This is a genomic window from Rhizobium sp. R635, from assembly GCF_002211285.1.
Lineage (GTDB): Bacteria > Pseudomonadota > Alphaproteobacteria > Rhizobiales > Rhizobiaceae > Rhizobium.
This window is the reverse complement of the sequence record NZ_LOKX01000001.1, coordinates 185,889-207,051: the sequence shown is the minus strand read 5'-3', so window position 1 is coordinate 207,051 and position 21,163 is coordinate 185,889. Positions and strand designations below refer to the sequence as shown.

General features: G+C 62.1%; 16 protein-coding genes. 6 read left to right on the top strand and 10 right to left on the bottom strand.

Annotated features, from left to right (window positions below; translation table 11 throughout):
- Positions 1-182: 182 nt before the first annotated feature.
- From ATY78_RS00970 to ATY78_RS00965, 3 genes are all read right to left on the bottom strand, one after another.
- Positions 183-2,714 (bottom strand): HAMP domain-containing methyl-accepting chemotaxis protein, encoded by a 2,532-nt coding sequence (locus ATY78_RS00970; RefSeq protein ID WP_088680477.1) that lies wholly within the window; start codon positions 2,712-2,714, stop codon positions 183-185.
- Positions 2,715-3,014: 300 nt separating this feature from the next.
- A complete protein-coding gene (locus ATY78_RS28390) occupies positions 3,015-3,158 on the bottom strand; it encodes a hypothetical protein (protein ID WP_190237361.1) in 144 nt (47 codons plus the stop codon).
- A gap of 177 nt (positions 3,159-3,335) precedes the next feature.
- Positions 3,336-4,532 carry an NAD(P)/FAD-dependent oxidoreductase gene (locus ATY78_RS00965; RefSeq protein ID WP_088680476.1) on the bottom strand — a complete coding sequence of 399 codons (1,197 nt, stop codon included), beginning with the start codon at positions 4,530-4,532 and terminating at the stop codon, positions 3,336-3,338.
- 112 nt (positions 4,533-4,644) lie between these two features.
- Here ATY78_RS00965 and ATY78_RS00960 point away from each other — a divergent pair, with 112 nt between their 5' ends.
- The 5 genes from ATY78_RS00960 to edd all read left to right on the top strand — a co-directional run bounded on the left by ATY78_RS00960 (position 4,645) and on the right by edd (position 11,598).
- A complete protein-coding gene (locus ATY78_RS00960; protein ID WP_088680475.1) occupies positions 4,645-6,081 on the top strand; it encodes a glutamine synthetase family protein in 1,437 nt (478 codons plus the stop codon).
- A 9-nt stretch (positions 6,082-6,090) separates the two neighbouring features.
- Positions 6,091-7,389: an FAD-binding oxidoreductase gene (locus ATY78_RS00955; RefSeq protein WP_088680474.1), complete on the top strand. Its 1,299-nt coding sequence runs from the start codon at positions 6,091-6,093 to the stop codon at positions 7,387-7,389.
- 135 nt (positions 7,390-7,524) lie between these two features.
- Positions 7,525-9,000 (top strand): glucose-6-phosphate dehydrogenase, encoded by a 1,476-nt coding sequence (zwf, locus tag ATY78_RS00950; protein ID WP_088680473.1) that lies wholly within the window; start codon positions 7,525-7,527, stop codon positions 8,998-9,000.
- 10 nt (positions 9,001-9,010) lie between these two features.
- Positions 9,011-9,709, top strand: coding sequence for a 6-phosphogluconolactonase (gene pgl, locus ATY78_RS00945; RefSeq protein WP_088680472.1), 699 nt, complete (start codon positions 9,011-9,013; stop codon positions 9,707-9,709).
- A 68-nt stretch (positions 9,710-9,777) separates the two neighbouring features.
- Positions 9,778-11,598 (top strand): phosphogluconate dehydratase, encoded by a 1,821-nt coding sequence (gene edd / locus ATY78_RS00940; RefSeq protein WP_088680471.1) that lies wholly within the window; start codon positions 9,778-9,780, stop codon positions 11,596-11,598.
- 83 nt (positions 11,599-11,681) lie between these two features.
- Here the strand turns inward: edd and ATY78_RS00935 are convergent, their stop codons facing one another.
- From ATY78_RS00935 to ATY78_RS00910, 6 genes are all read right to left on the bottom strand, one after another.
- A complete protein-coding gene (locus tag ATY78_RS00935; RefSeq protein WP_020920408.1) occupies positions 11,682-12,035 on the bottom strand; it encodes a hypothetical protein in 354 nt (117 codons plus the stop codon).
- A 176-nt stretch (positions 12,036-12,211) separates the two neighbouring features.
- A complete protein-coding gene (gene ugpC / locus ATY78_RS00930; RefSeq protein WP_088680470.1) occupies positions 12,212-13,300 on the bottom strand; it encodes a sn-glycerol-3-phosphate ABC transporter ATP-binding protein UgpC in 1,089 nt (362 codons plus the stop codon).
- Between the two features lie 21 nt (positions 13,301-13,321).
- Positions 13,322-14,974, bottom strand: coding sequence for an alpha-glucosidase (locus tag ATY78_RS00925; RefSeq protein WP_088680469.1), 1,653 nt, complete (start codon positions 14,972-14,974; stop codon positions 13,322-13,324).
- Between the two features lie 34 nt (positions 14,975-15,008).
- Positions 15,009-16,172 (bottom strand): carbohydrate ABC transporter permease, encoded by a 1,164-nt coding sequence (locus tag ATY78_RS00920; protein WP_088680468.1) that lies wholly within the window; start codon positions 16,170-16,172, stop codon positions 15,009-15,011.
- A 1-nt stretch (position 16,173) separates the two neighbouring features.
- Positions 16,174-17,187, bottom strand: a complete 1,014-nt coding sequence (locus tag ATY78_RS00915) for a sugar ABC transporter permease (protein WP_088680467.1) — start codon at positions 17,185-17,187, stop codon at positions 16,174-16,176.
- 187 nt (positions 17,188-17,374) lie between these two features.
- Positions 17,375-18,736 carry an ABC transporter substrate-binding protein gene (locus ATY78_RS00910; protein ID WP_088680466.1) on the bottom strand — a complete coding sequence of 454 codons (1,362 nt, stop codon included), beginning with the start codon at positions 18,734-18,736 and terminating at the stop codon, positions 17,375-17,377.
- Between the two features lie 390 nt (positions 18,737-19,126).
- Here ATY78_RS00910 and ATY78_RS00905 point away from each other — a divergent pair, with 390 nt between their 5' ends.
- Positions 19,127-20,155 (top strand): substrate-binding domain-containing protein, encoded by a 1,029-nt coding sequence (locus ATY78_RS00905; RefSeq protein WP_088680465.1) that lies wholly within the window; start codon positions 19,127-19,129, stop codon positions 20,153-20,155.
- Positions 20,156-20,161: 6 nt separating this feature from the next.
- Here ATY78_RS00905 and folD read toward each other — a convergent pair whose 3' ends face one another.
- Positions 20,162-21,061: a bifunctional methylenetetrahydrofolate dehydrogenase/methenyltetrahydrofolate cyclohydrolase FolD gene (gene folD / locus ATY78_RS00900; RefSeq protein ID WP_088680464.1), complete on the bottom strand. Its 900-nt coding sequence runs from the start codon at positions 21,059-21,061 to the stop codon at positions 20,162-20,164.
- Positions 21,062-21,163: the final 102 nt, after the last annotated feature.

The following is a 21,163-nucleotide window of genomic DNA, read 5'->3' as shown; positions in this document are numbered from 1 at the left end:
GCCGAAGGTATTATTCGCCTGTTTTCAGATATTTTCGCCTATTCGCACGAAAGACCGTCCCTGGCTCTCCACCTATTCTTTCGCCATTCAGATCTTTTCAATCACAGCGCGACTTCCGCACAATAAAATAGAGCGGCCCCGGAGGTCCGAGGCCGCTCGAAAGGGACAGGATCGATCGATGATCAGGCGGCGCGGTAGATCGGCGCTTCGGCCGCACCGCCGTCGATCTTGAACTGCTGGATGAGACGGCGCAGCGAGTCCGCCTCGTCGGCGAGTTCCCGGCTTGCGGCGGTGGTCTCTTCCACCATCGCGGCATTCTGCTGCGTCATCTGGTCCATCTGGTTGACCGTCGCATTGACGCTCTGCAGCGCGTTGGACTGGTCGTGGCTGGCGCGGGCGATCATCTCGACATGCTGGCTGATCGTGACGATCTGGGCGCTGATCTTGGCAAGCACCGTCCCGGTCTCCTGCACGAATTGCGAGCCGGAACTGACCTCGTTGGTCGACTTGTTGATCAGACCCTTGATCTCCTGCGCCGCGGCTGCGGAGCGCTGGGCAAGTTCGCGCACTTCCATGGCGACGACGGCAAAGCCCTTGCCCGCCTCGCCGGCGCGCGCCGCCTCGATGCCGGCGTTCAGCGCCAGCAGGTTGGTCTGGAAGGCGATCTCGTCGATGACGCCGATGATCTGCTCGATCTGGCGCGAGGCCTCTTCGATGCGGCTCATCGCATCGATTGCGTTGCTGACGACGACAGCGGAATCATCAGCGCTGCGCTTGGCCTGGCGGACGATCTGGTCTGCATCCTTGGCGCGTTCGGCCGACGAGCGCACGGTGACGGTGATCTCGTCGACGGCGGCCGCGGTCTCTTCGAGCGAGGCGGCCTGCTGCTCGGTGCGCTTGGAGAGGTCCTCGGCCGACTGGGCCATCTGGTTGCCGTTGCCCTGGATCAGTTCGACATTGTCGCGGATCTGGCTCATCGTCGCCTGCAGGCGCATCATCGAACCGTTGAAATCCTGGCGCAGCTGTTCGAGACGGCCGATGAACGGCGTTTCGATCGTCGTCGAAATGTCGCCCTGCGACATGCGCTCGAGGCCGGCGGCGAGCTGGTTGACGGCGAATTCGATCTGGCGATCCATTTCGCGTTTTTCCGCGTCGTTGCGCTGGCGCTCGTGTTCGGCGGCGGCGCGTTCCTCGTCGCTCTGCTCCTCGATGCGGATCTTCGAGATGGCGTTTTCCTTGAAGATGCCAAGCGCGCGGGCCATGTCGCCGATTTCGTCGTAGCGCTTCTCGCCGGAGATGCTGGTGTCCAGCGCCCCTTCCGCGATGCGGCGCATGGCGGCGGTGATCTGGCTGATCGGGCGCTGCAGCGTCAGCACCAGGGCGATGCCGCCGAGGATCGACAGGAGGATACCGAGGCCGGTGGTCATGACGGAGATGCTGTTTGCCTGGGTGCGTTCGGTTCCGGCCGTCTGCTTCTGCAGCTCGGCGAAATCGGTGAGCTTCTTCCAGATATCATCCAGTTCCTGGCGGGCCGCAGCATATGCGGTGACGCGCTCACCGATCGTCTCGACGATCTTTGAGCCGCCGCCGGAGATGGCATCGAGCGCCGGCTGGATCGCGCCGGAGATGCCCTCGGCAAAGCCCATGCCCTTGGCGCTGGTGGTCAGCACCTGCATATCCTTGCCGAGCGTGCCGGCCTGCTGCTGCAAACGCACGAGGTTCTCCTTGCTCGAGTTGGCGAGGAAATCGGAAAGAACGATCTGCAGCGAATAGACGGAATTTTCGAGGCGCCGCGTGTCCTGAAGGACGGAATTGGTCTGGGCGATGCGGCCTTCGAGCTCGGCGAAGCGCTGTGTCGCCTCGCGCATCTTCTGCGTCGCGGTCAGCTGCGTATAGGTCGAGGTCTGGCGGAAGCGCGAAACGAGACGGCCGAGCTCGGTGATGTTCTCTTCGGTCGGGCTGGGCATCTCGGCGATCGTCTTGATGCTGTCGATGGTCGCAGCCAGCGAGTCGATGACGTTCTTCTGGTTGGTGGGGACCGAGATGGCGATCAGCCGCTGGGACTTCATGATCTCAGGCAGCTGTTGCTTGATGTAGGCGATCTTGTCCTCAGGCGTCTGTGGCTTGCTGTAGCCGCTGGCGACGCTGCCGAGGAAATCGCCGCCCTTCAGCAGGCGGTCGGCCGTGCGAAGGGTGATGGTGGCGGCGCCCTCGTCGCGCTGCAGCGCGGTCTGCAGTTCATCGGCCTGGTAGGTGACCGTGAAGCGGGTGCTAATCAGGCTCTTCTGCGCCGCGTCGATCGACTCGTGCAAGGCCTGTTCCTGCTCATGCAGCGCCCAGAGCTTGTCGACGACGCCCGAGATGTCCTTGGTGCGGCGCGAAGCTTCCGCAAGGCTGTCGCGGCCGGCGGCCTCTTCGCCCACCTGGTCCAGCGTCGCGTCGAGCACGCCCTGCTGGGTCTTCAGGTCGGTGAGCAGCTTGTCGCGCGCCTGCTGGCTGGTGATGCGCAGGAAATCGTCCATCGAACCGTAGAGGTCCTTGAAGCCGCTCAGCGACTGCAGCACGCTGTTGGATATTTCCATGCGCCCCTGCAGAAGTCCGGAAGCGTAAAGGCCCGTGAGGCCCACGGCCGAAATGGTGACCACGAAGGGCAGAACGAAGATCAGAACCTTCGTCTTGATCCTGAAACGGGAAAGAATCTTATCAATCAACATGGCGTTCCGGGCCTTTCATACACCACTCCTCCGGCAGGCGGCCACATGGCGCCGCCGGGTGCACATCGAGCTGTTCTAAAAATTTACACTGGGAAACCCGGAAGCCAGGCGGCAGTCATTGCCAGTTCATTTCCAACAACTTGGAGATGCCCAAATATTCGCGGGCAATTGTGTCAGATTAGATCTTAATTTTCGGATAAGCGGTTATGGCGGGTTAAGCCAAGGCGGTGAAATAGTTGCAAATTGTGGACCGTCCGGCGATCGCGATGCCGAGGCCTTCGTAGAGCCCTGACGACAGGATCAGATGACGTGTGAGAGCAGCAGTGCGAGGCTGGCTGCGGTGGCGCCGGCTGCGAGCATGAGGCAATGCAGGGCGACCATCCGGGCGTTCGGCTTTGCCTCGGCAATTGCGATGGCGCGGGCGCGTCGTGCGTTTCTGGTCATGCTCGAAACCTCACTTCTCATGTGACACAACAATCCAACAAATCGGCTTGTCCGTAAAGCTTAATTTAGGAAGAGCTCTGCAAACCGCCAATTGAGACAGGATGGCGCACCTCTATTAAGAAGTCTTGAATCGATATTGCTAATATATGCAGGAGTGACGTGCAGAAAAACAGAGCTTCAGGCGTATTCGCCCGCGGCAAAACCGGAGGCCCAGGCCCACTGGAAATTATAGCCGCCGAGCCAGCCGGTGACGTCGACGCATTCGCCGATGAAATAAAGGCCGGGCACGGCCTTCGCCTCCATGCTGCGGGAATCGAGTCCTGCCGTGTCGATGCCGCCGAGCGTCACTTCGGCGGTACGGTAACCTTCCGAGCCGGAAGGCTTGACCGGCCAGTTCTGAGCGCTGGCGGCAAGGCGCAGCAGCGCCTTGTCAGGCAAGTCCGCCATGTTGCCGGAGATTTTTTCGCGCTCCGCGAGAAACTGCGCCAGCCGTTTCGGCAGGATCTCACCGAGCGCCGTCTGCGGCGACTGGCGTCCATTGCGCTGCTTTGCCGTCTTCAGATGCGCCGCGATGTCGATATCCGGTTCGATCGCGACGACGATCTCGTCGCCTTCGCGCCAGTAGGAGGAGATTTGCAGAATGGCGGGGCCGCTGAGCCCGCGATGGGTGAAGAGCAGCGCTTCCCGGAAAGCCGTCTTCCCGTGCCGGATCTCGGCGGGAGCGGAAATGCCGGCGAGCGGCGCGATGCTTTCGAGCAGGCCGGGATCGAGCGTCAGCGGCACGAGGCCGGGACGGGTTTCGAGCACGGCCAGGCCGAATTGTTCGGCAAGACGATAGGCAAGGCCGGTCGCGCCCATCTTCGGGATCGATTTGCCGCCGGTCGCAACGATGAGCGCCGACGCTTCATAAGCACCCCCACCGGTTAAGACGCGGAAGCCCTCGCCTATCTTTTCAACACCCGCAATCTCGGTGCCGAGATGCAGCGCAGTGCCGGCTGCGCGCATCTCGTCCAACAGCATGCGGATGATGTCCTTGGCGCTATCGTCGCAAAAGAGCTGACCCAAGGTCTTTTCATGCCAGGCAATGCCGTGCCGGTCGACCATGGCGATGAAATCGGCGGGCGTGAAGCGGGCGAGCGCGGACTTGCAGAAATGCGGATTGGCGGAGAGGAAATTCTTCGGACCGGCATGGATATTGGTGAAATTGCAGCGGCCGCCCCCTGATATGCGGATCTTCTCGCCGGGCGCCCTCGCATGGTCGAGGACCACGACGGAGCGGCCGCGCTTTCCCGCGCGGATGGCCGCCATCATGCCCGCCGCCCCGGCGCCGATGACGATGACGTCGCTTTTGCGCTGCAAACCCGTTTCCCCAATCGAAAGTCGCGTCTTCTTTTTCCATCAAAGGGCGAAAGTCAACGTTTGCGCCCCCTCGCCAATTGGCAAAGTCCGGTTATGATGGCGCCACGATCAACCAAACCGGTGTGTCATGTCCCCAAAAAAGACGACGCTGAAGCCTGCCAGAAACGTATCCGCCTCGACGAAAACACCTCCGGACCCCGGATCTCTGCGCGGCGTTGCGAACTGGAAGGAAGCAGCACAGTGGCTGAGGGCCAGGGGCATCGAAGACATCGAATGCATCACGCCGGACCTTGCCGGCGTTCCGCGCGGCAAGATGATGCCGAGCTCGAAATTCACCTCGAACACCTCGCTTGCGCTGCCTTCGGCGATCTATCGGCATACGATTTCGGGCGAGTATCCCGAGGAGACCGAGAGCTTCCGCTACGAACCGCGCGACAGCGACCTGAAGCTGATGCCCGACCTTTCGACGCTTTCGGTCGTGCCCTGGGAGACCGATCCGACGGCGCAGGTGATCTGCGACATCGTCGATTCGGACGGCGGGGAGGTGCCCTATACGCCGCGCAACGTGCTGAAGCGGATCATGAGCCTCTATCATGAGCGCGGCTGGAAGCCGATCGTAGCACCCGAGATCGAATTCTACCTGGTCGCCAAGAATGACGACCCCGACTATCCGCTGCATCCGCCCAAAGGCCGCTCGGGCCGCTCGATCCTCGGCGGCCAGGGCTACTCGATCGCCGGCATCAACGAGTTCGACGAACTGATCGACGACATCTACCACTTCTCGGAAAAGCAGGGCCTGGAGATCGACACGCTGATCCACGAGGAAGGACCGGCGCAGCTGGAGATCAACCTGCGCCATGGCAATCCGATCGAGCTCGCGGACCAGGTGTTCCTGTTCAAGCGCACGATCCGCGAGGCGGCGCTGAAACACGACATCTATGCGACCTTCATGGCCAAGCCGATGCAGGGCCAGCCGGGTTCGGCGATGCATATCCACCAGTCGGTGGTCAATATCGAGACGGGCAAGAACGTGTTCTCCAATCCGGATGGATCGGCCTCGAAGGAATTCTTCCATTTCATCGGCGGCATGCAGAAATTCGTGCCGAGCGCGATGGCGATGCTGGCGCCCTACGTGAATTCCTACCGCCGCCTGCAGCCCGACATGTCCTGCCCCGTCAACAATGCCTGGGGCTACGACAACCGGACGACCGCTTTCCGCGTCCCGGTCTCCGATCCGCAGGCCCGACGCGTGGAAAACCGGCTGCCGAGCTCGGACGCCAATCCGTATCTGGCGCTCGCCGCCTCGCTCGCCGCCGGCCTGCTCGGCATCATGAAGCAGATCGAGCCGACGGCGCCGACCGAGGATTCGGCCAATGAGGGCTCGATCGACCTGCCGCGCGGCCTGCTGGAAGCCGTGGCGCTGCTGGAAGACGAACCGGCCTTCGAAGAGGTGTTCGGCTCGCAGTTCATCGGCCTTTATGCCGGCGTCAAGCGCGGCGAATTCGAAACCTTCATGCAGGTGATCAGCCCCTGGGAGCGGGAATTCCTTCTGCTCAACGTGTGAGGGAGCGTCATGGCATCGCAAGAGATGTGGCAGAGCCCGATCGCGCCGGGCTTGTCCTGGTATCAGGCCACCGTCGGCGAGCGGCCCACCTATCCCGCTCTCGACGGCTCCAGAACAACAGACGTCGCCATCATCGGCGGCGGCTATACCGGCCTGCAGGCCGCCTATCATCTTGCCAAATCGGGCGTTTCGGTGGTGCTGATCGAGGCCTGCCGTTTCGGAGACGGAGCGTCCGGGCGCAATGGCGGCCAACTCGGCACCGGCCAGCGATGGTGGCCGGAAGAACTCGAGGAAAAGATCGGCTACGAACGCTCCAAGGCGCTGTTCGATCTTGCCGAGGACGCAAAGCGCCATCTCATCGATTTCGCCCGTGAGCATCAGATCGAGATCGACTATGCGCCCGGCCAACTCAACGTCGCCCACAAGGCGAGCTACAAGCGCGATTATTATGAAAATGCGGAGATCGCCGCGCAACGCTACGGCTATCCGCATCTCAGCTTCATGGACGAGAAGGAAACGCAGGAAAGGCTCGGCTCGAAACGTTTTCATTGCGGCGTGCGCGATGTCGGCACCGGGCATATCCATCCGCTGAAGCTGCTGGTCGGGCTTGCCCGTGTCGCCGCCAATGCCGGCGCTGCCATCTACGAGATGACCAGGGCAACGGCGGTGCGCCAGGGCGGCGGCAAGGTGACGATCGAAACCGAACGCGGAACGATCACCGCCGACCGCGCGCTGATCGCCTGCAACGGTTACATCGGCAATCTCGAGCCGGTGACGGCAAGCCATGTCATGCCGATCCGTTCCTTCATCGGCGCCACAGTCCCGCTCGACGGGCATCCCGATGTGCTGCCGGGCGGCGAAGCCGTGGCCGATTCGCGCTTCGTCGTGCGCTACTTCCGCAAATTCGGGGACGGCCGCCTGCTGTTCGGTGGGCGGGAGGCCTATACGTCTGATAATCCGAAGGACATTTCGCAGCATATCCGCCGACAGATCGCCGAAATCTATCCCGCGCTGAAAGATATCGAAATCACCCATTCCTGGGGCGGCAGCGTCGGCATCACCATGCCGCGCCAGCTTTTCGTACGCGAGGTGATGCCCGGCGTCACCTCGATCGGCGGTTATTCCGGCCATGGCGTCATGCTGTCAAACTATTGTGGCAAGCTCTACGCGGAAGCGGTGCTTGGAAAATCCAGCGATCTCGACCTGTTCAAATCGCTCGATATTCCGGCCTTTCCCGGCGGAGCCCGAATGCGGGCGCCGTTGCTTTTCCTCGCCTTGTCGTGGTTTGCCCTTCGCGACAAGTTTTAGTCCATTTGCGGATTTCCTCTTCGCGGAATTCGCTCTAAAACCGGTGCCTGACAGATTCATTGCACTGCACACTGGCTTTTTTAAATCGATTAGATTAAAAGGGCCGTCAACCAGCCTGATTGAGAGACAAAGCTCATGAGCAGCCAGATCATTCCCGTTGAGCCTTTTGATTATGTCGTCTTCGGCGGCAGCGGCGACCTTGCCGAACGCAAGTTGCTGCCCGCCCTCTATCATCGCCAGATCGAAGGCCAGTTTGGCGAACCGACCCGCGTGATCGGCGCATCCCGCAGCCCGCTGACCCACGAGGAATACCGCAAATTCGCTCGCGATGCGCTCAAGGAACATCTGAAGAAGGGCGAATATGACGACGCGGAAGTGGAGAAGTTTTGCGCCCGCCTCTATTACGTCTCGGTCGATGCCCGCGCCGACAGCGGCTGGGATCAGCTGAAGAAGCTGCTCGACGAGGGCAAGGACCGCGTGCGCGCTTTCTATCTCGCCGTCGCGCCCGGGATTTTCGGCGATATCTCGCAGAAGATTCACGACCATAAGCTCATCACCAAGTCGACCCGCATCGTCGTCGAGAAGCCGATCGGCCGCGATCTCGCCTCAGCCTTGCAGCTCAACGACAATATCGGCCGCGTCTTCAAGGAAGAGCAGATCTTCCGCATCGACCACTATCTCGGCAAGGAGACTGTGCAGAACCTGATGGCGCTGCGTTTCGCCAACGCGCTCTATGAGCCGCTCTGGAATGCCAACTACATCGACCACGTGCAGATCACCGTCGCCGAAGCCGTCGGCCTCGAAGGCCGCGCGGGCTATTACGATACCGCCGGGGCGCTGCGCGACATGGTGCAGAACCACATTCTGCAGCTGCTCTGCCTGACGGCGATGGAAGTCCCCTCCTCGATGGATTCGGAAGCCGTGCGCGACGAGAAGCTCAAGGTGCTGCGTGCCCTGAAGCCGATCAACGCCTCCAATGTCGAGCAGGCGACCGTTCGCGGCCAGTACCGCGCCGGCGCGTCCGGCAACGGCCCGGTCAAGGGCTATCTGGAAGAGCTGGAAGGCGGCGTCTCGAACACCGAGACCTTCGTCGCCATCAAAGCCGAGATCAACAACTGGCGCTGGGCGGGCGTTCCCTTCTACATCAGAACCGGCAAGCGCCTTGCCGGCCGTATGTCCGAGATCGTCATCACCTTCAAGTCGATCCCGCATGCGATCTTCGACCAGGCCGCCGGCCGCATCAGCCAGAACCAGCTGATCATCCGCCTGCAGCCGGACGAAGGCGTCAAACAGTCGCTGATGATCAAGGATCCGGGTCCGGGCGGCATGCGCCTTCGCAACGTTTCGCTCGACATGAGTTTCGCCCAGGCCTTCAACGTCCGCAATCCCGACGCCTACGAGCGCCTGCTGATGGACGTGGTGCGCTCCAACCAGACCCTGTTCATGCGCCGCGACGAAGTGGAGGCCGCATGGCAGTGGGTCGACCCGATCCTGAAAGGTTGGGAAACGACCGGCCAGCAGGTGCAGGGCTATACCGCCGGCACCTGGGGCCCGAGCCAGGCCATCGCGCTGATCGAGCGCGACGGCCGCACCTGGCATGACGATATCTAGGACAACACCGATGGCATCGACCCTGCATTCTTTCACCAGCGCCGCAGACCTCGCCGACAGCCTTGCCGACAAGGTCGCCAACACGCTTTCGGCAGCGATCGCTGCCCGAGGAGCGGCGTCCATCGCCGTTTCCGGCGGCTCCACGCCGAAAGTCTTCTTCCAGGTGCTGTCGACGCGCGACATCGCCTGGGACAAGGTGACGATCACCCTCGTCGACGAACGTTTCGTGCCGGCCGACAATGCGCGCTCGAACCATCTGCTGGTCGATGCCAATCTCTTGCAGAACAAGGCGAAGTCGGCGCGTTTCGTGCCGCTTTACCAGCCGGCGGCTTCCGTCGAGGAGGCCGCGCGGCTTGCGACGGCAAAGAGCGCCGAGATCGGCATCCCCTTCGACGTCGTCATCCTCGGCATGGGCGGCGACGGCCACACCGCCTCGTTCTTTCCCAACGGCAGCAATCTCGCCAAGGCGCTCGACGCATCGACGCCGCGCGGCATCATCACCATGGAGGCGGAAGGGGCCGGCGAGCCGCGCCTGACCTTCACCTTCTCCAGTCTTGAGGATGCCGCACTCCTGGTTCTCCATATCGAGGGCGAAGGCAAAAAAGACGTTCTCGCCAAGGCGGAAGGCAGCGGTGACGAGGCAGAAATGCCGATCCGCGCCGTTCTGCGCCGGGCCACTTCCCCGGTCGAGATCTACTGGGCTCCCTGACACGGCCTGACAGGCCGCCGGAACCCGCGAACAGACAGAGACGAACCAGAACAAGGCAGGGATTTTCCATGTCCGCTCACGCACGCATTGCTGCGATCACGAACCGTATTGTCGAACGCTCGAAGCCGACCCGCGAGCGCTACCTGGAACGCCTGCGCGCCGCCGCTTCCAAGGGCGTGCAGCGTTCGGTGCTCGGCTGCGCAAACCTCGCCCATGGTTTCGCCGTCTGTTCCCCCGCCGAGAAGGATGCGCTCGCCGGCGACCGCATCCCCAATCTCGGCATCATCACCGCCTATAACGACATGCTCTCGGCCCACCAGCCGTTCGAGACCTATCCCGCGATCATTCGCGAGGCGGCCGCCCAAGCGGGCGGCGTGGCGCAAGTGGCGGGCGGCGTGCCCGCCATGTGCGATGGCGTCACCCAGGGACAGCCCGGCATGGAACTCTCGCTCTTCTCGCGCGACCTGATCGCCATGGCAGCCGGTGTGGGCCTGTCGCACAACATGTTCGATGCCGCCCTCTTCCTCGGCGTCTGCGACAAGATCGTGCCAGGCCTTGTCATCGCCGCCCTCTCCTTCGGGCACCTGCCATCGATCTTCGTTCCGGCCGGTCCGATGACGACGGGCTTGCCGAACGACGAGAAGTCGCGCGTGCGCCAGCTCTTCGCCGAAGGCAAGGTCGGGCGCGCCGAGCTGCTGGAGGCGGAATCGAAATCCTATCACGGACCCGGCACCTGCACCTTCTACGGCACGGCCAACTCCAACCAGATGCTGATGGAGATCATGGGCTTCCATATGCCGGGCTCCTCCTTCATCAATCCCGGCACGCCGCTGCGCGAAGCGCTGACGCGCGAAGCCGCCAAGCGGGCCTTGGCGATCACCGCGCTCGGCAATGAATTCACCCCGGCCGGCGAGATGATCGACGAACGCTCGGTCGTCAACGGCGTCGTCGGCCTGCATGCGACGGGCGGCTCGACCAACCACACGCTGCACCTCGTCGCCATGGCGCGGGCAGCCGGCATCCAGCTCACTTGGCAGGACATTGCCGAGCTTTCGGAAATCGTGCCCCTGCTTGCCCGCGTCTATCCGAACGGGCTTGCCGACGTGAACCATTTCCAGGCGGCCGGCGGCATGGGCTTCCTCATCAAGGAACTCCTGAAGCACGGGCTCGTGCACGACGACGTGCGCACCGTCTTCGGCCAGGGTCTCGAAGCCTATACGGTCGATGCCCGTCTCGGCGAAAACGGCACCGTGCTGCGCGAGCCGTCGCCGGAAAAGAGCCACGACCCCAAGGTGCTCTCCAGCATCGAGACGCCCTTCCAGGCGAATGGCGGGCTGAAGATGCTGCGCGGCAATCTCGGCAAGGCTGTCATCAAGATCTCCGCCGTCAAACCGGAGCGTCATATCATCGAGGCGCCGGCGATCGTCTTCCACAGCCAGCAGGAGCTGCAGGACGCCTTCAAGGAAGGCAAGCTCAACCGCGACTTCGTCGCCGTCGTGCGCTTCCAGGGACCGAAGGCGAACGGCATGCCGGAACTGCACAAGCTGACGCCGCCGCTCGGCGTGCTGCAGGACCGCGGCTTCCGCGTGGCGCTCCTGACCGACGGGCGCATGTCCGGCGCATCCGGCAAGGTGCCGGCGGCGATCCACGTCACGCCGGAAGCGGTCGACGGCGGCCCGATCGCCCGGATCAAGGATGGCGACATCATTCGCCTGGACGCGATCAAGGGCACGCTCGAACTGCTCGTCGATGCGGCCGACATGGCCGAGCGCGAGCCGGTGACCGTCGATCTCTCCGATAATGAATTCGGCATGGGCCGTGAGCTTTTCGCCCCGTTCCGCCGCGCCGTCGGCGCTTCGGACCAAGGCGCGAGCGTGCTCTTCCACTGAGCAGAAGGCTCGGCGCAAACAAAAACCCGCGTGGCGCAAGAAGCACCCGCGGGTTTTTCATATCGTCAGCCCAGAACTATCCGTCAGGCGCGGATATCGAGAACGTAATCCTTGTGCGCCGGATGCGTGCTGTAAACGAAGATCTTGTTCAGCTCCTTCTGCGTCAGCAGACGCAGGAAGCGGACTTCGATCGTGTTGTTGGCATTCACCTTCATCAGCAGGCAGCCGACCTTGGTGATGCGGGCATCCGGAATATCCAGATAGAACTGCTTCGGCAGGCTGAACTGGGTCAGAATCGCGAGCGTCGCGCTGCTCATCGAGATCCGGACGATATCGCAACGGCGCGAGGCCGCGTGCATGACGCCCTTTTCCGTATATTCGATGCGCGCGGCATTCATTGTGTCCTCCATTTTGAACCGCGCCTCGCGGTCATACATGAAGGATTCTTCCTTGCTCAGGAAATGAGACCTTGGCTGTGACGGATTGGAAGCGGCCACTTGCTTATCCCCCTCATAAATTGACTGGGAAAAGGTAGCAGCTGATCTTTAACAGAAAGTGAGAATTCGGCCCGCCAAGTATAATTCCCCGGACTACTCCCCCAAAAATGGCCACCTCATTTCCGGTAGGTGTGGCCGGTCGCGTCAAAGAGATGCAACTTCTGCCGGTCGGCGGCAAAGCGCATCCTCTGGCCCTTGTGGACATCATAGATGCCGGGCAGCTTGACGACGATCGGCTCGCCCGGAACAAGGCCTTCGATGTAAAGCAGCGTCACTTCCCCGAGCGCCTCGACGATCGAGACTTCGCCCTCGAAAACATAGTCGGCGCCATCGGCGATCCGCAGATCTTCCGGGCGAACGCCGAAGCTCGCCTGCTTGCCCTTCTCGGACGCGTCGGTCGCCACATCCAATGTCACCGACATGCCGCCGGTCAGCGTCACCGTCGTCTGGCTGCCGGTCGCCGTGATCGTGGCGGGGATGATGTTCATGGCAGGCGAGCCGATGAATTTCGCGACGAAGAGGTTGGCCGGGCGCTCGTAGAGCTCCAGCGGCGCGCCGACCTGCTCGATATTGCCGGCGGAGAGGACGACGATGCGGTCGGCAAGCGTCATCGCCTCGACCTGGTCGTGGGTCACGTAGATCATCGTCGTATCGGCCATCTGCTCGTTGAGACGAGCGATCTCGATGCGGGTCGCGACACGCAGCGCGGCATCGAGGTTGGACAGCGGCTCATCGAACAGGAAGACCTTGGGATCGCGGCAGATGGCGCGGCCGATCGCCACGCGCTGGCGCTGGCCGCCGGACAGCGCTTTCGGCAGCCGCTCAAGATATTTGGTCAGCTGCAGGCTTTCGGCCGCCGCCCGGACACGGCGCTCGATCTCCTGCTTGCTTTCGCCGGCGATCTTCATGCCGAAGGCCATGTTGTCGTAAACGGTCATGTGGGGATAGAGCGCATAGGACTGGAAGACCATGGCAATGCCGCGCTTGGACGGCGGCACGTCATTGACGAGCATGCCGTCGATATACATCTCGCCGCCGGTGATCGCCTCGAGACCGGCGATCATGCGCAGAAGCGTGGACTTGCCGCAGCCGGACGGACCGACGAAGACGATGAATTCGCCCTGCTTGATATCGAGGTCGATACCATGGAGAACATCCACGGAACCGTAGGATTTGCGGATGTCCTTCAGTGTCAGTCCAGTCATTTCTCTCTCCCCTCCTGATCCTTAGGCGAGACGGGCGAAATACGCCCCCCAGGCCGGAATATCGATCTTGTCGCCATAGTTGTTGCTGGTAAAGCCATGGCCCGTCAATGCCTGCCACTCTCCCGCAGGCAGTATGACGCCCGATTCAACCGGACTCATGTTGAAGATGCAGAGCAGCTTCTCATTGCCATATTCGCGGGTGAAGACCAGCGCTTCGTCCTGCTGCTCCTCGAATTCGATCTCGCCCTTGGCGAAAGCCGGGTACAGCTTGCGGAAAGCGATGAAGCGGCGGTAGTGCTCCAGCACTGAATTTTCGTCGCCCTGCTGGACGCTGACCGCCCGCAGAATATGCTCGACCGGCACCGGCAGCCAAGGCTTGACGCTGGAGAAACCGCCCTGGGCGACCTGACTGTCCCAGACCATCGGCGTGCGGCAGCCGTCACGGCCCTTGAATTCCGGCCAGAACTGGATGCCGTATGGGTCCTGCAGGTCCTGATAGGCGAGATCCGCCTCTGTGAGGCCGAGTTCCTCACCCTGATAGATGCAGACGGAGCCACGTAAAGCCAACAGCAACGAGGCATAGAGCTTGGCAAAAGCGTCGTGATCGGCGACCAGCCCACCCCAACGGCTGACATGGCGCACGACGTCGTGATTGGAGAAGGCCCAGCAGGCCCAGCCATCCGGTGCGGCGGCTTCGAAATCCTGCATCACCTCCTCGACACGCTCCGGCGTCAGCGGATCGGGCGCCAGGAATTCGAAGGCGTAACACATGTGCATCTTGTCATTGCCTGACGTGTATTCGCCGACGATCTCAAGGCCGCGCTGGCTGTCACCAACCTCGCCGACCGCGGCAATCGCCGGGTATTCCTCGAGAACGGCGCGGAAGCGCTTGAGAAAGGCGAGGTTCTCCGGCCGGTTCTTGTCGTAGACATGCTCCTGGAAGTTATAGGGATTGACCGCCGGCGCGGTGGAGGCGTTGCGCCGCTCGGGAGCAAGTGCGGGATTGTCGCGCAGCAGCGGGTCGTGGAAATAAAAGTTGATGGTATCGAGGCGAAAGCCGTCGACGCCGCGATTGAGCCAGAAGCGCACGACATCGAGCAGACGGTCCTGCACCTCCGGGTTATGCAGGTTCATATCCGGCTGCGAGGTCAGGAAGTTGTGCAGGTAGTATTGCATGCGCGTCGGATCCCACGCCCATGCCGAGCCGCCGAAGATCGACAGCCAGTTGTTCGGCGGCGTGCCGTCGGGCTTGGCATCGGCCCAGACATACCAGTCGGCCTTGGCGTTGGTCTTGCTGGAGCGGCTCTGGACGAACCAGGGGTGCTGATCCGAGCTGTGGGAAATGACGAGATCGATCATCACCCGGATACCGAGGCGATGGGCTTCTGATATCAGCGTATCGAAATCGACCAGCGTGCCGAAGATCGAATCGACGTTCTCGTAATCGGAGACGTCATAGCCGAAATCGCGCATCGGCGATGTGAAGAAGGGCGAGATCCAGATGGCATCGGCGCCGAGGCTTGCCACATGCGGCAGGCGGGCGGTGATGCCCTTCAAGTCGCCGATGCCGTCACCGTTCGAATCCTGGTAGGAGCGCGGATAGATCTGGTAGATCACCGCGCCGCGCCACCAGTCCTTGTCGGCGGTCATGATCGATTGGGGAGCCACGTTCATGGGATATCCTGTCTGAAGTCACGTTCGGAAATGGTCAGCCTCCCTTGACCGACCCGGCCAGCAGACCGCGCACCAGATAGCGCTGCAGCCCAAAGAAGACGAGCAGCGGCACGATGATGGTGACGAAGGCTGACGCCGTCAAAATCTCCCAATTGCCGCCGCGCGAGCCGAGCAGCGCGTTCAGGCTGCCGGTCAGCACGAGATGATCCTTGTCGGTGCCGAGGAAGACCATGGCGACGAGCAGGTCGTTCCACACCCACAGGAACTGGAAGATGGCGAAGGAGGCGAGTGCCGGGAAGGACAAAGGCAAAACGATGCGGGTGAAGATCTCGAAATCGCTCGCGCCGTCGACGCGGGCGGATTCGATGATCTCCTTCGGCAGGCCGGCGATATAGGCCCGCAGGAGAAAGATGGCGAGCGGCATGCCGAAGGCGGTATGGGCGAGCCAGATGCCGGGATACGTTTTCGACGGCTGACCGAGCATAGTGCCGACCTCGTTATAGAGGCGCAGCAGCGGGATCAGCGACATCTGCAGCGGCACGACGATGAGGCCGACGACGAGCGCAATCAGCAGCGCCCGGCCGGGAAACTCCATCCAGCTCAGCGCATAGGCGGCGAAAGCGGCGATCAGGATCGGGATGATCGTCGCCGGGATCGTCACCGTCAGCGAATTGATGAAGGACTGGCCGATGCCTTCGCCAGTCAGAACCGTGTTGTAGTTCTGCATGGTGAATTCCGGCGGCGCAGAGACGGACACATAGATGCGCCGCGGCCGCTCGTCGGGCGAAAAGGCCGCGTTCTTCATGTAGCGATAGCTGCCGTCGCCGTTGATCTGCAGCGTTTCGCCATCGCCGAGATCGGCGGTCGCGCCCGCCTCGAAAGCGGCCGGCTGCTGCACGCGGTTGCCGAAGGCCTTTACCGAGCGGCCGTCCTGTCCTTCCAGCACATTGCCTGAAATGACGTAGTTGGCGCCTTCCTGCTTTTGCTGGTCTGACGTGCCCAGGCGGACGGCGACGGTCTGCGTCGAGCCGACGAAGGACGTCCACCAGCCGGAAACGACGATCTGGTCCTTGTCGCGCAAGGCGCTGACGAAGATGCCGAGCGTCGGGATGAGCCAGATGATGACGATCAGCAGAACGGCAAGGTGAACGAAGAGGCGGGCGGGGCCGATCTTGAAGTAGCTTCCGACAGCGGTCATCTCAATGGCCCTTCAATTCGCGATTGGCGCGGCGCACGTTCCAAACCATGATCGGCGTGACGGCGAGCATGATGATGATGGCGATGACGGCGCTTCGGCCGGAGTCGCCGCCGCCGCGGAACATCCAGTCGAACATCAGGTTCGCCAGAACCATGGTCTGCCACTGGCCGTTGGTCATGGTCAGCACGATGTCGAAGACCTTGAGGACGAGGATGGTGATCGTCGTCCAGACCACGGCGATGGTGCCCCAGACCTGCGGCACCATGATGCGCCAGAAGATCTGCCAGCCATTGGCGCCGTCGATGACGGCGGCTTCGATCGTCTCCTCGGGAATGCCGCGCAGCGCTGCCGAGAGAATGACCATGGCAAAACCGGTCTGGATCCAGATCAGGATGACCATCAGGAAGAAATTGTTCCAGAAGGGCACGGAGATCCACACTTCGGGCGTGCCGCCGAACAGCTGGACGATGGCGTTCAGGAGGCCGATCTGGACGTCGTTGCCGCCGCGATACTCATAGATGAACTTCCAGATGACGGACGCGCCGACGAAGGAGATCGCCATCGGCATGAAGACGATGCTCTTGGCGATATTGCCCCACCAGATGCGGTCGGTCATCACGGCGATGACGAGGCCGAAAAAGGTGCAGGCGGCCGGCACGACGGCGAGCCAGAGGATGTTGTTGAAGATCGACTGGCGGAATTCGCGGTCGCCGATCGCCCATTTGTAGTTGGCGACGCCGACGAATTGCTGGCCGGTGCGGTCGTAGAAGGAGAGGATGAAGGTGGCGACAACCGGATAGACGAGATAGACGAAGAGCAGGAAGAGCGCCGGGCCGATGAACAGCCACGGCCGGATCAGTGCGCGGCGGTTGAGGTTGCGCGATGCGGCGCGGATGTCGCCATCGCCGACCGGTAGGGCCAGATCCAGAATCTTGTTCGAAAAATAGAAATAGGCCGAGCACGCGAAAACGGCGACGACCACGACGCCCAAAGCGGACACTATCTGCAACAGCATTACGTCCCTCCCCTGCTTCCCCTGATCTTATTCAGACCGGCTTTTCTTCTGACGGATCGAGGCCGGTCATCGTCAACCCGTTTGCATTGCCCAATCGCAACATATCCCGCGATGGCCGGGCTCTTTGCGAACCCGGCCAGTCATGCAGGCCATGCCGCCGGCAAACCGGCGGCATCGTTTTGGAAGATTACTTGATGCCGTCCCAGGCGCTCTGGATTTCGCCAGCGGCCTCTTCGGCAGACTTGCCGCCGACGAAATCGACCATGCCCGTCCAGAAGGCGCCGGCACCGATCTTGCCCGGCATCAGGTCGGAACCGTCGAAGCGGAATGTGGTGGCCGAGGTCAGGATCTCGCCTTCCTTCTTCATCTGCGGATTGGCATAGGCCTCGGTGCTAACGCCCTTGTAGGGGGTCAGGAAGCTCGACTGCGCCATCCAGACTTCATGCGCGATCGGGGTCTTCAGGAAGTCGATGAAGGCACGGGCGGCCTTCGAATCCTTGGTGATCGAGACGAGCGTGCCTGCGCCGAGAACCGGCTTGCCGAGTTCCGGATGCGAGGCATAGGTCGGCATGTAGAAGAAGTCGGCGTCCTGGCCGAGCTTCGTGCCTTCAGGGAAGAAGGACGGGATGAACGAGGCCTGATGGTGCATGTAGCACTTCGGCGGAACGGCGAAGAGGCCCTTCGGGCTGTCGCGGAAGTCGGTCGAGGCCACGGCCGCGACACCACCATCGACATATTTCTCGTTCTTGGCGAACTTGCCGAATTCATCGATCGCGGCAACGACGGCCGGATCGGTGAACTTCAGCTCGTTGGTCGTCCACTTGTCGTAGGCTTCCGGCGGCTGGGTGCGCAGCATGATGTCCTCGACCCAGTCGGTCGCCGGCCAGCCGGTCGCGCCGCCGGAACCGAGACCGATGCACCAGGGAACGCCGCCATCCTTGACGATCTGATCGGTCAGGGCATGCAGTTCTTCCATGGTCGTCGGAATCTTGTAGCCGGCTTCCTCGAAATTCTCCGGCACGTACCAGACGAGCGACTTGACGTCGGCCTTATAGGGGAAGGCGTAGAAGGCTTCCTTGCCGTCCTTGCCCTTGTAGGTGCCGTAACCGACCCAGCTGTCGCCGGCGCCGTAATTGTCCTTGATCCACTTGGAATTGTCGTCGCCGAGCGGCGTCAGGAAGCCCTTACCGGCGAGATCGGCCAGAAGGCCCGGCTGCGGCAGAACGGCGATGTTCGGCGGCGAGCCCGCCTGCGTATCGATGACGATCTGCTGTTCGTAGTTTTCCGAAGAGGAGTATTTGGCTTCGACGCCGGTCGCTTCGGTGAAATAAGCGAGAACGCTCATGAAGAAGGCTTCGTCCTCACCGCGCCACGGTCCGAAGATCGTCAGCGGCTCGCCCTTCAGATCGGCATGAGCGGCCTTGAATTCATCATAGCTCTTCCAATTGAACTTGGCATCCTGCCCGGGCGCGAACTTCAGATCGGCCGCGGACGCAGTACCGGCAAAAAGCGCCGCGACGGCAACGCCCATCAAAAATGACTTTTTCATGTGATCAACCTCCCATCACAATCCCAACCGCACCGAATTCCCTCAAAAAGGATTTCAAAGCGCTTTGACACTTAAACTCATTCCACTTTCGGCGGAATAGAGTCAAGTGATTTCACGAAAACTCGCTATAAACATGCGACTTGGAGCGCCTTGCATCCTGCCGGATTCACAAAGGACACTCTAAGCCTTTGAATCTACGTATCGTGCGCCTCGAAAATCGATTCCAATTTTCGAGCCGATGCGCTAGCGCTGTTCGACAGCGCCTCTTGGGAAATATGGAGCGATTTTTCTTGAGTCAAGCGCATCAAATGATACATAATTGAAAGCGCTTTGGGCGCTGGAGGGCGACTAGCCTTTATCCAGGTCCAGGGCGAGCCGGGAGCGTAGCAGGTGAATCTCAAACAGCTATCGGAATTGCTGGGACTTTCGCAGACGACCGTGAGCCGGGCGCTCAACGGCTATCCCGAGGTCAACGAGGCGACCCGGGAGCGCGTGCTCCAGGCTGTCAAGGAAACCGGATACCGGCCGAACAAGGCGGCGCAGCGCCTTGCGACCGGCAAGGCCGGCTCGATCGGCCTCGTCATGCCGACCGCACCCGGCCATCAGTCCGACGTGCATTTCGGCGAATTCCTGGCCGGGCTTGGCGAAGAGGCCGTGCGCCACGATTTCCACTTCGTCATCATGCCGGCCGACCCGGATGACGAGGTGGCGGCGCTCCGCCGCCTTGCGATCAGCGGCAATGTCGATGCACTGTTCGTCGCCTATATGCGCGGCCACGACCCACGGCTTCCCATGCTGAAATCGCTCGCCATACCCTATGTCGTGCACGGCCGCTCTTTCGGATCGGAGCCGGATTACCCTTTCGTCGACATTGACAATGAGGGCGCCTTTTACGATGCGACGCGGCTCCTGCTGCAGCTCGGCCATACGCGCTTTGCGCTGATGAACGGACCGATGCATCTGGATTTCGCCATCCGCAGGAAGAACGGCGTCATCGCCGCTCTTGCCGAGCGCGGCCTGACGCTTGACGAAGACTGCACCAGCCACGCGCTGATGACGGACGAGCAAGGCCTGCTGGCGATGGAGCGCTTCCTGCAGCTGCCGGACCGACCGACGGCGATCCTCTGCTCCAGCACGGTGCTGGCGCTCGGCGCGATCCGCGCCGTCAACCAGGCGGGCTTGCGGCTCGGCGAGGATATTTCGCTGATCGCGCATGACGACGTGCTGCCGCTCTTGAAGCCGGAAAGCTTCTCCGTGCCGCTGACGACGACGCGCTCCTCGTTGCGGGCGGCGGGCGTGCGCATCGCCCAGCGGCTGATCGGCACGGTGAAACAGGCCGGGCCCTTCCCCGATCAGGAGCTTTGGAAGACCGAGTTGATCGTCAGGGCCTCGACCGGCCCTGCGCCGCAGCAGCCATAACCATCATCAGAACTGCGGCGGCGTCTGCCCGGCAGTGCGATGGGCAGCGATGACCGTATTGGCCATCAGCATGGCGATGGTCATCGGGCCGACGCCGCCCGGAACCGGCGTGATGGTGCTGGCGATCTCGGAGACTTCGCGGAAGGCCACGTCGCCGACGAGCCGGGTCTTGCCCTCTCCCTTGTCGGGAGCCGGCACACGATTGATACCGACGTCGATCACCGTCGCGCCCGGCTTGACCCAATCGGCCTTGACCATCTCCGGCCGACCGACGGCGGCGACCAGGATATCGGCATTGCGGCAGACCTCGGCGAGGTTCTTGGTTCTCGAGTGCGCGATCGTCACCGTCGCGTTGGCGTTGAGCAGCAATTGCGCCATCGGCTTGCCGAACAGGTTGGAACGGCCGATGACGACGGCATTGAGGCCGGAGAGATCCTCGCCATGGGTGCGACGGACGAAGACCATGGCGCCGGCCGGCGTGCAGGAGACCAGGCCTGTCTTCAGATCGCCGGTGGCGAGCTTGCCGGCGTTGACGACGCTCAAGCCGTCGACATCCTTTTCCGGCAGGATCGACTGGATGATCGGCTCGCTGTCGAGCGGCTTCGGCAGCGGCAGCTGCACCAGGATGCCGTGGATCGACGGATCGACGTTGAGGGTGGCGACGAGGGCGGCGAGTTCCTCCTGCTTCGTTTCTGCCGGCAGCGTATGCTGGACGGACTTGAAGCCGCACTCCTTGGCCATGCGGCTCTTGGAGCCGACATAGGCGTGGCTTGCCGGATCGTCGCCGACGATGATGACAGCAAGACCGGTGGTCACGCCGCTGCTCTTTTCCAGCGCTGCCGTCGCACTCTTGACCGTTTGGATTACGGATGCAGCTACGTTCTTGCCATCGATTACTGTCGTCACGCGTCTCTCCGCCTTGTTTCGCGCCAATCTATGGATGTTCGGCGGGCGCCGATTGCCCGCTAACGCCCTATCCTGTCCGAAAGCGGCAGCGCAATATCAAAC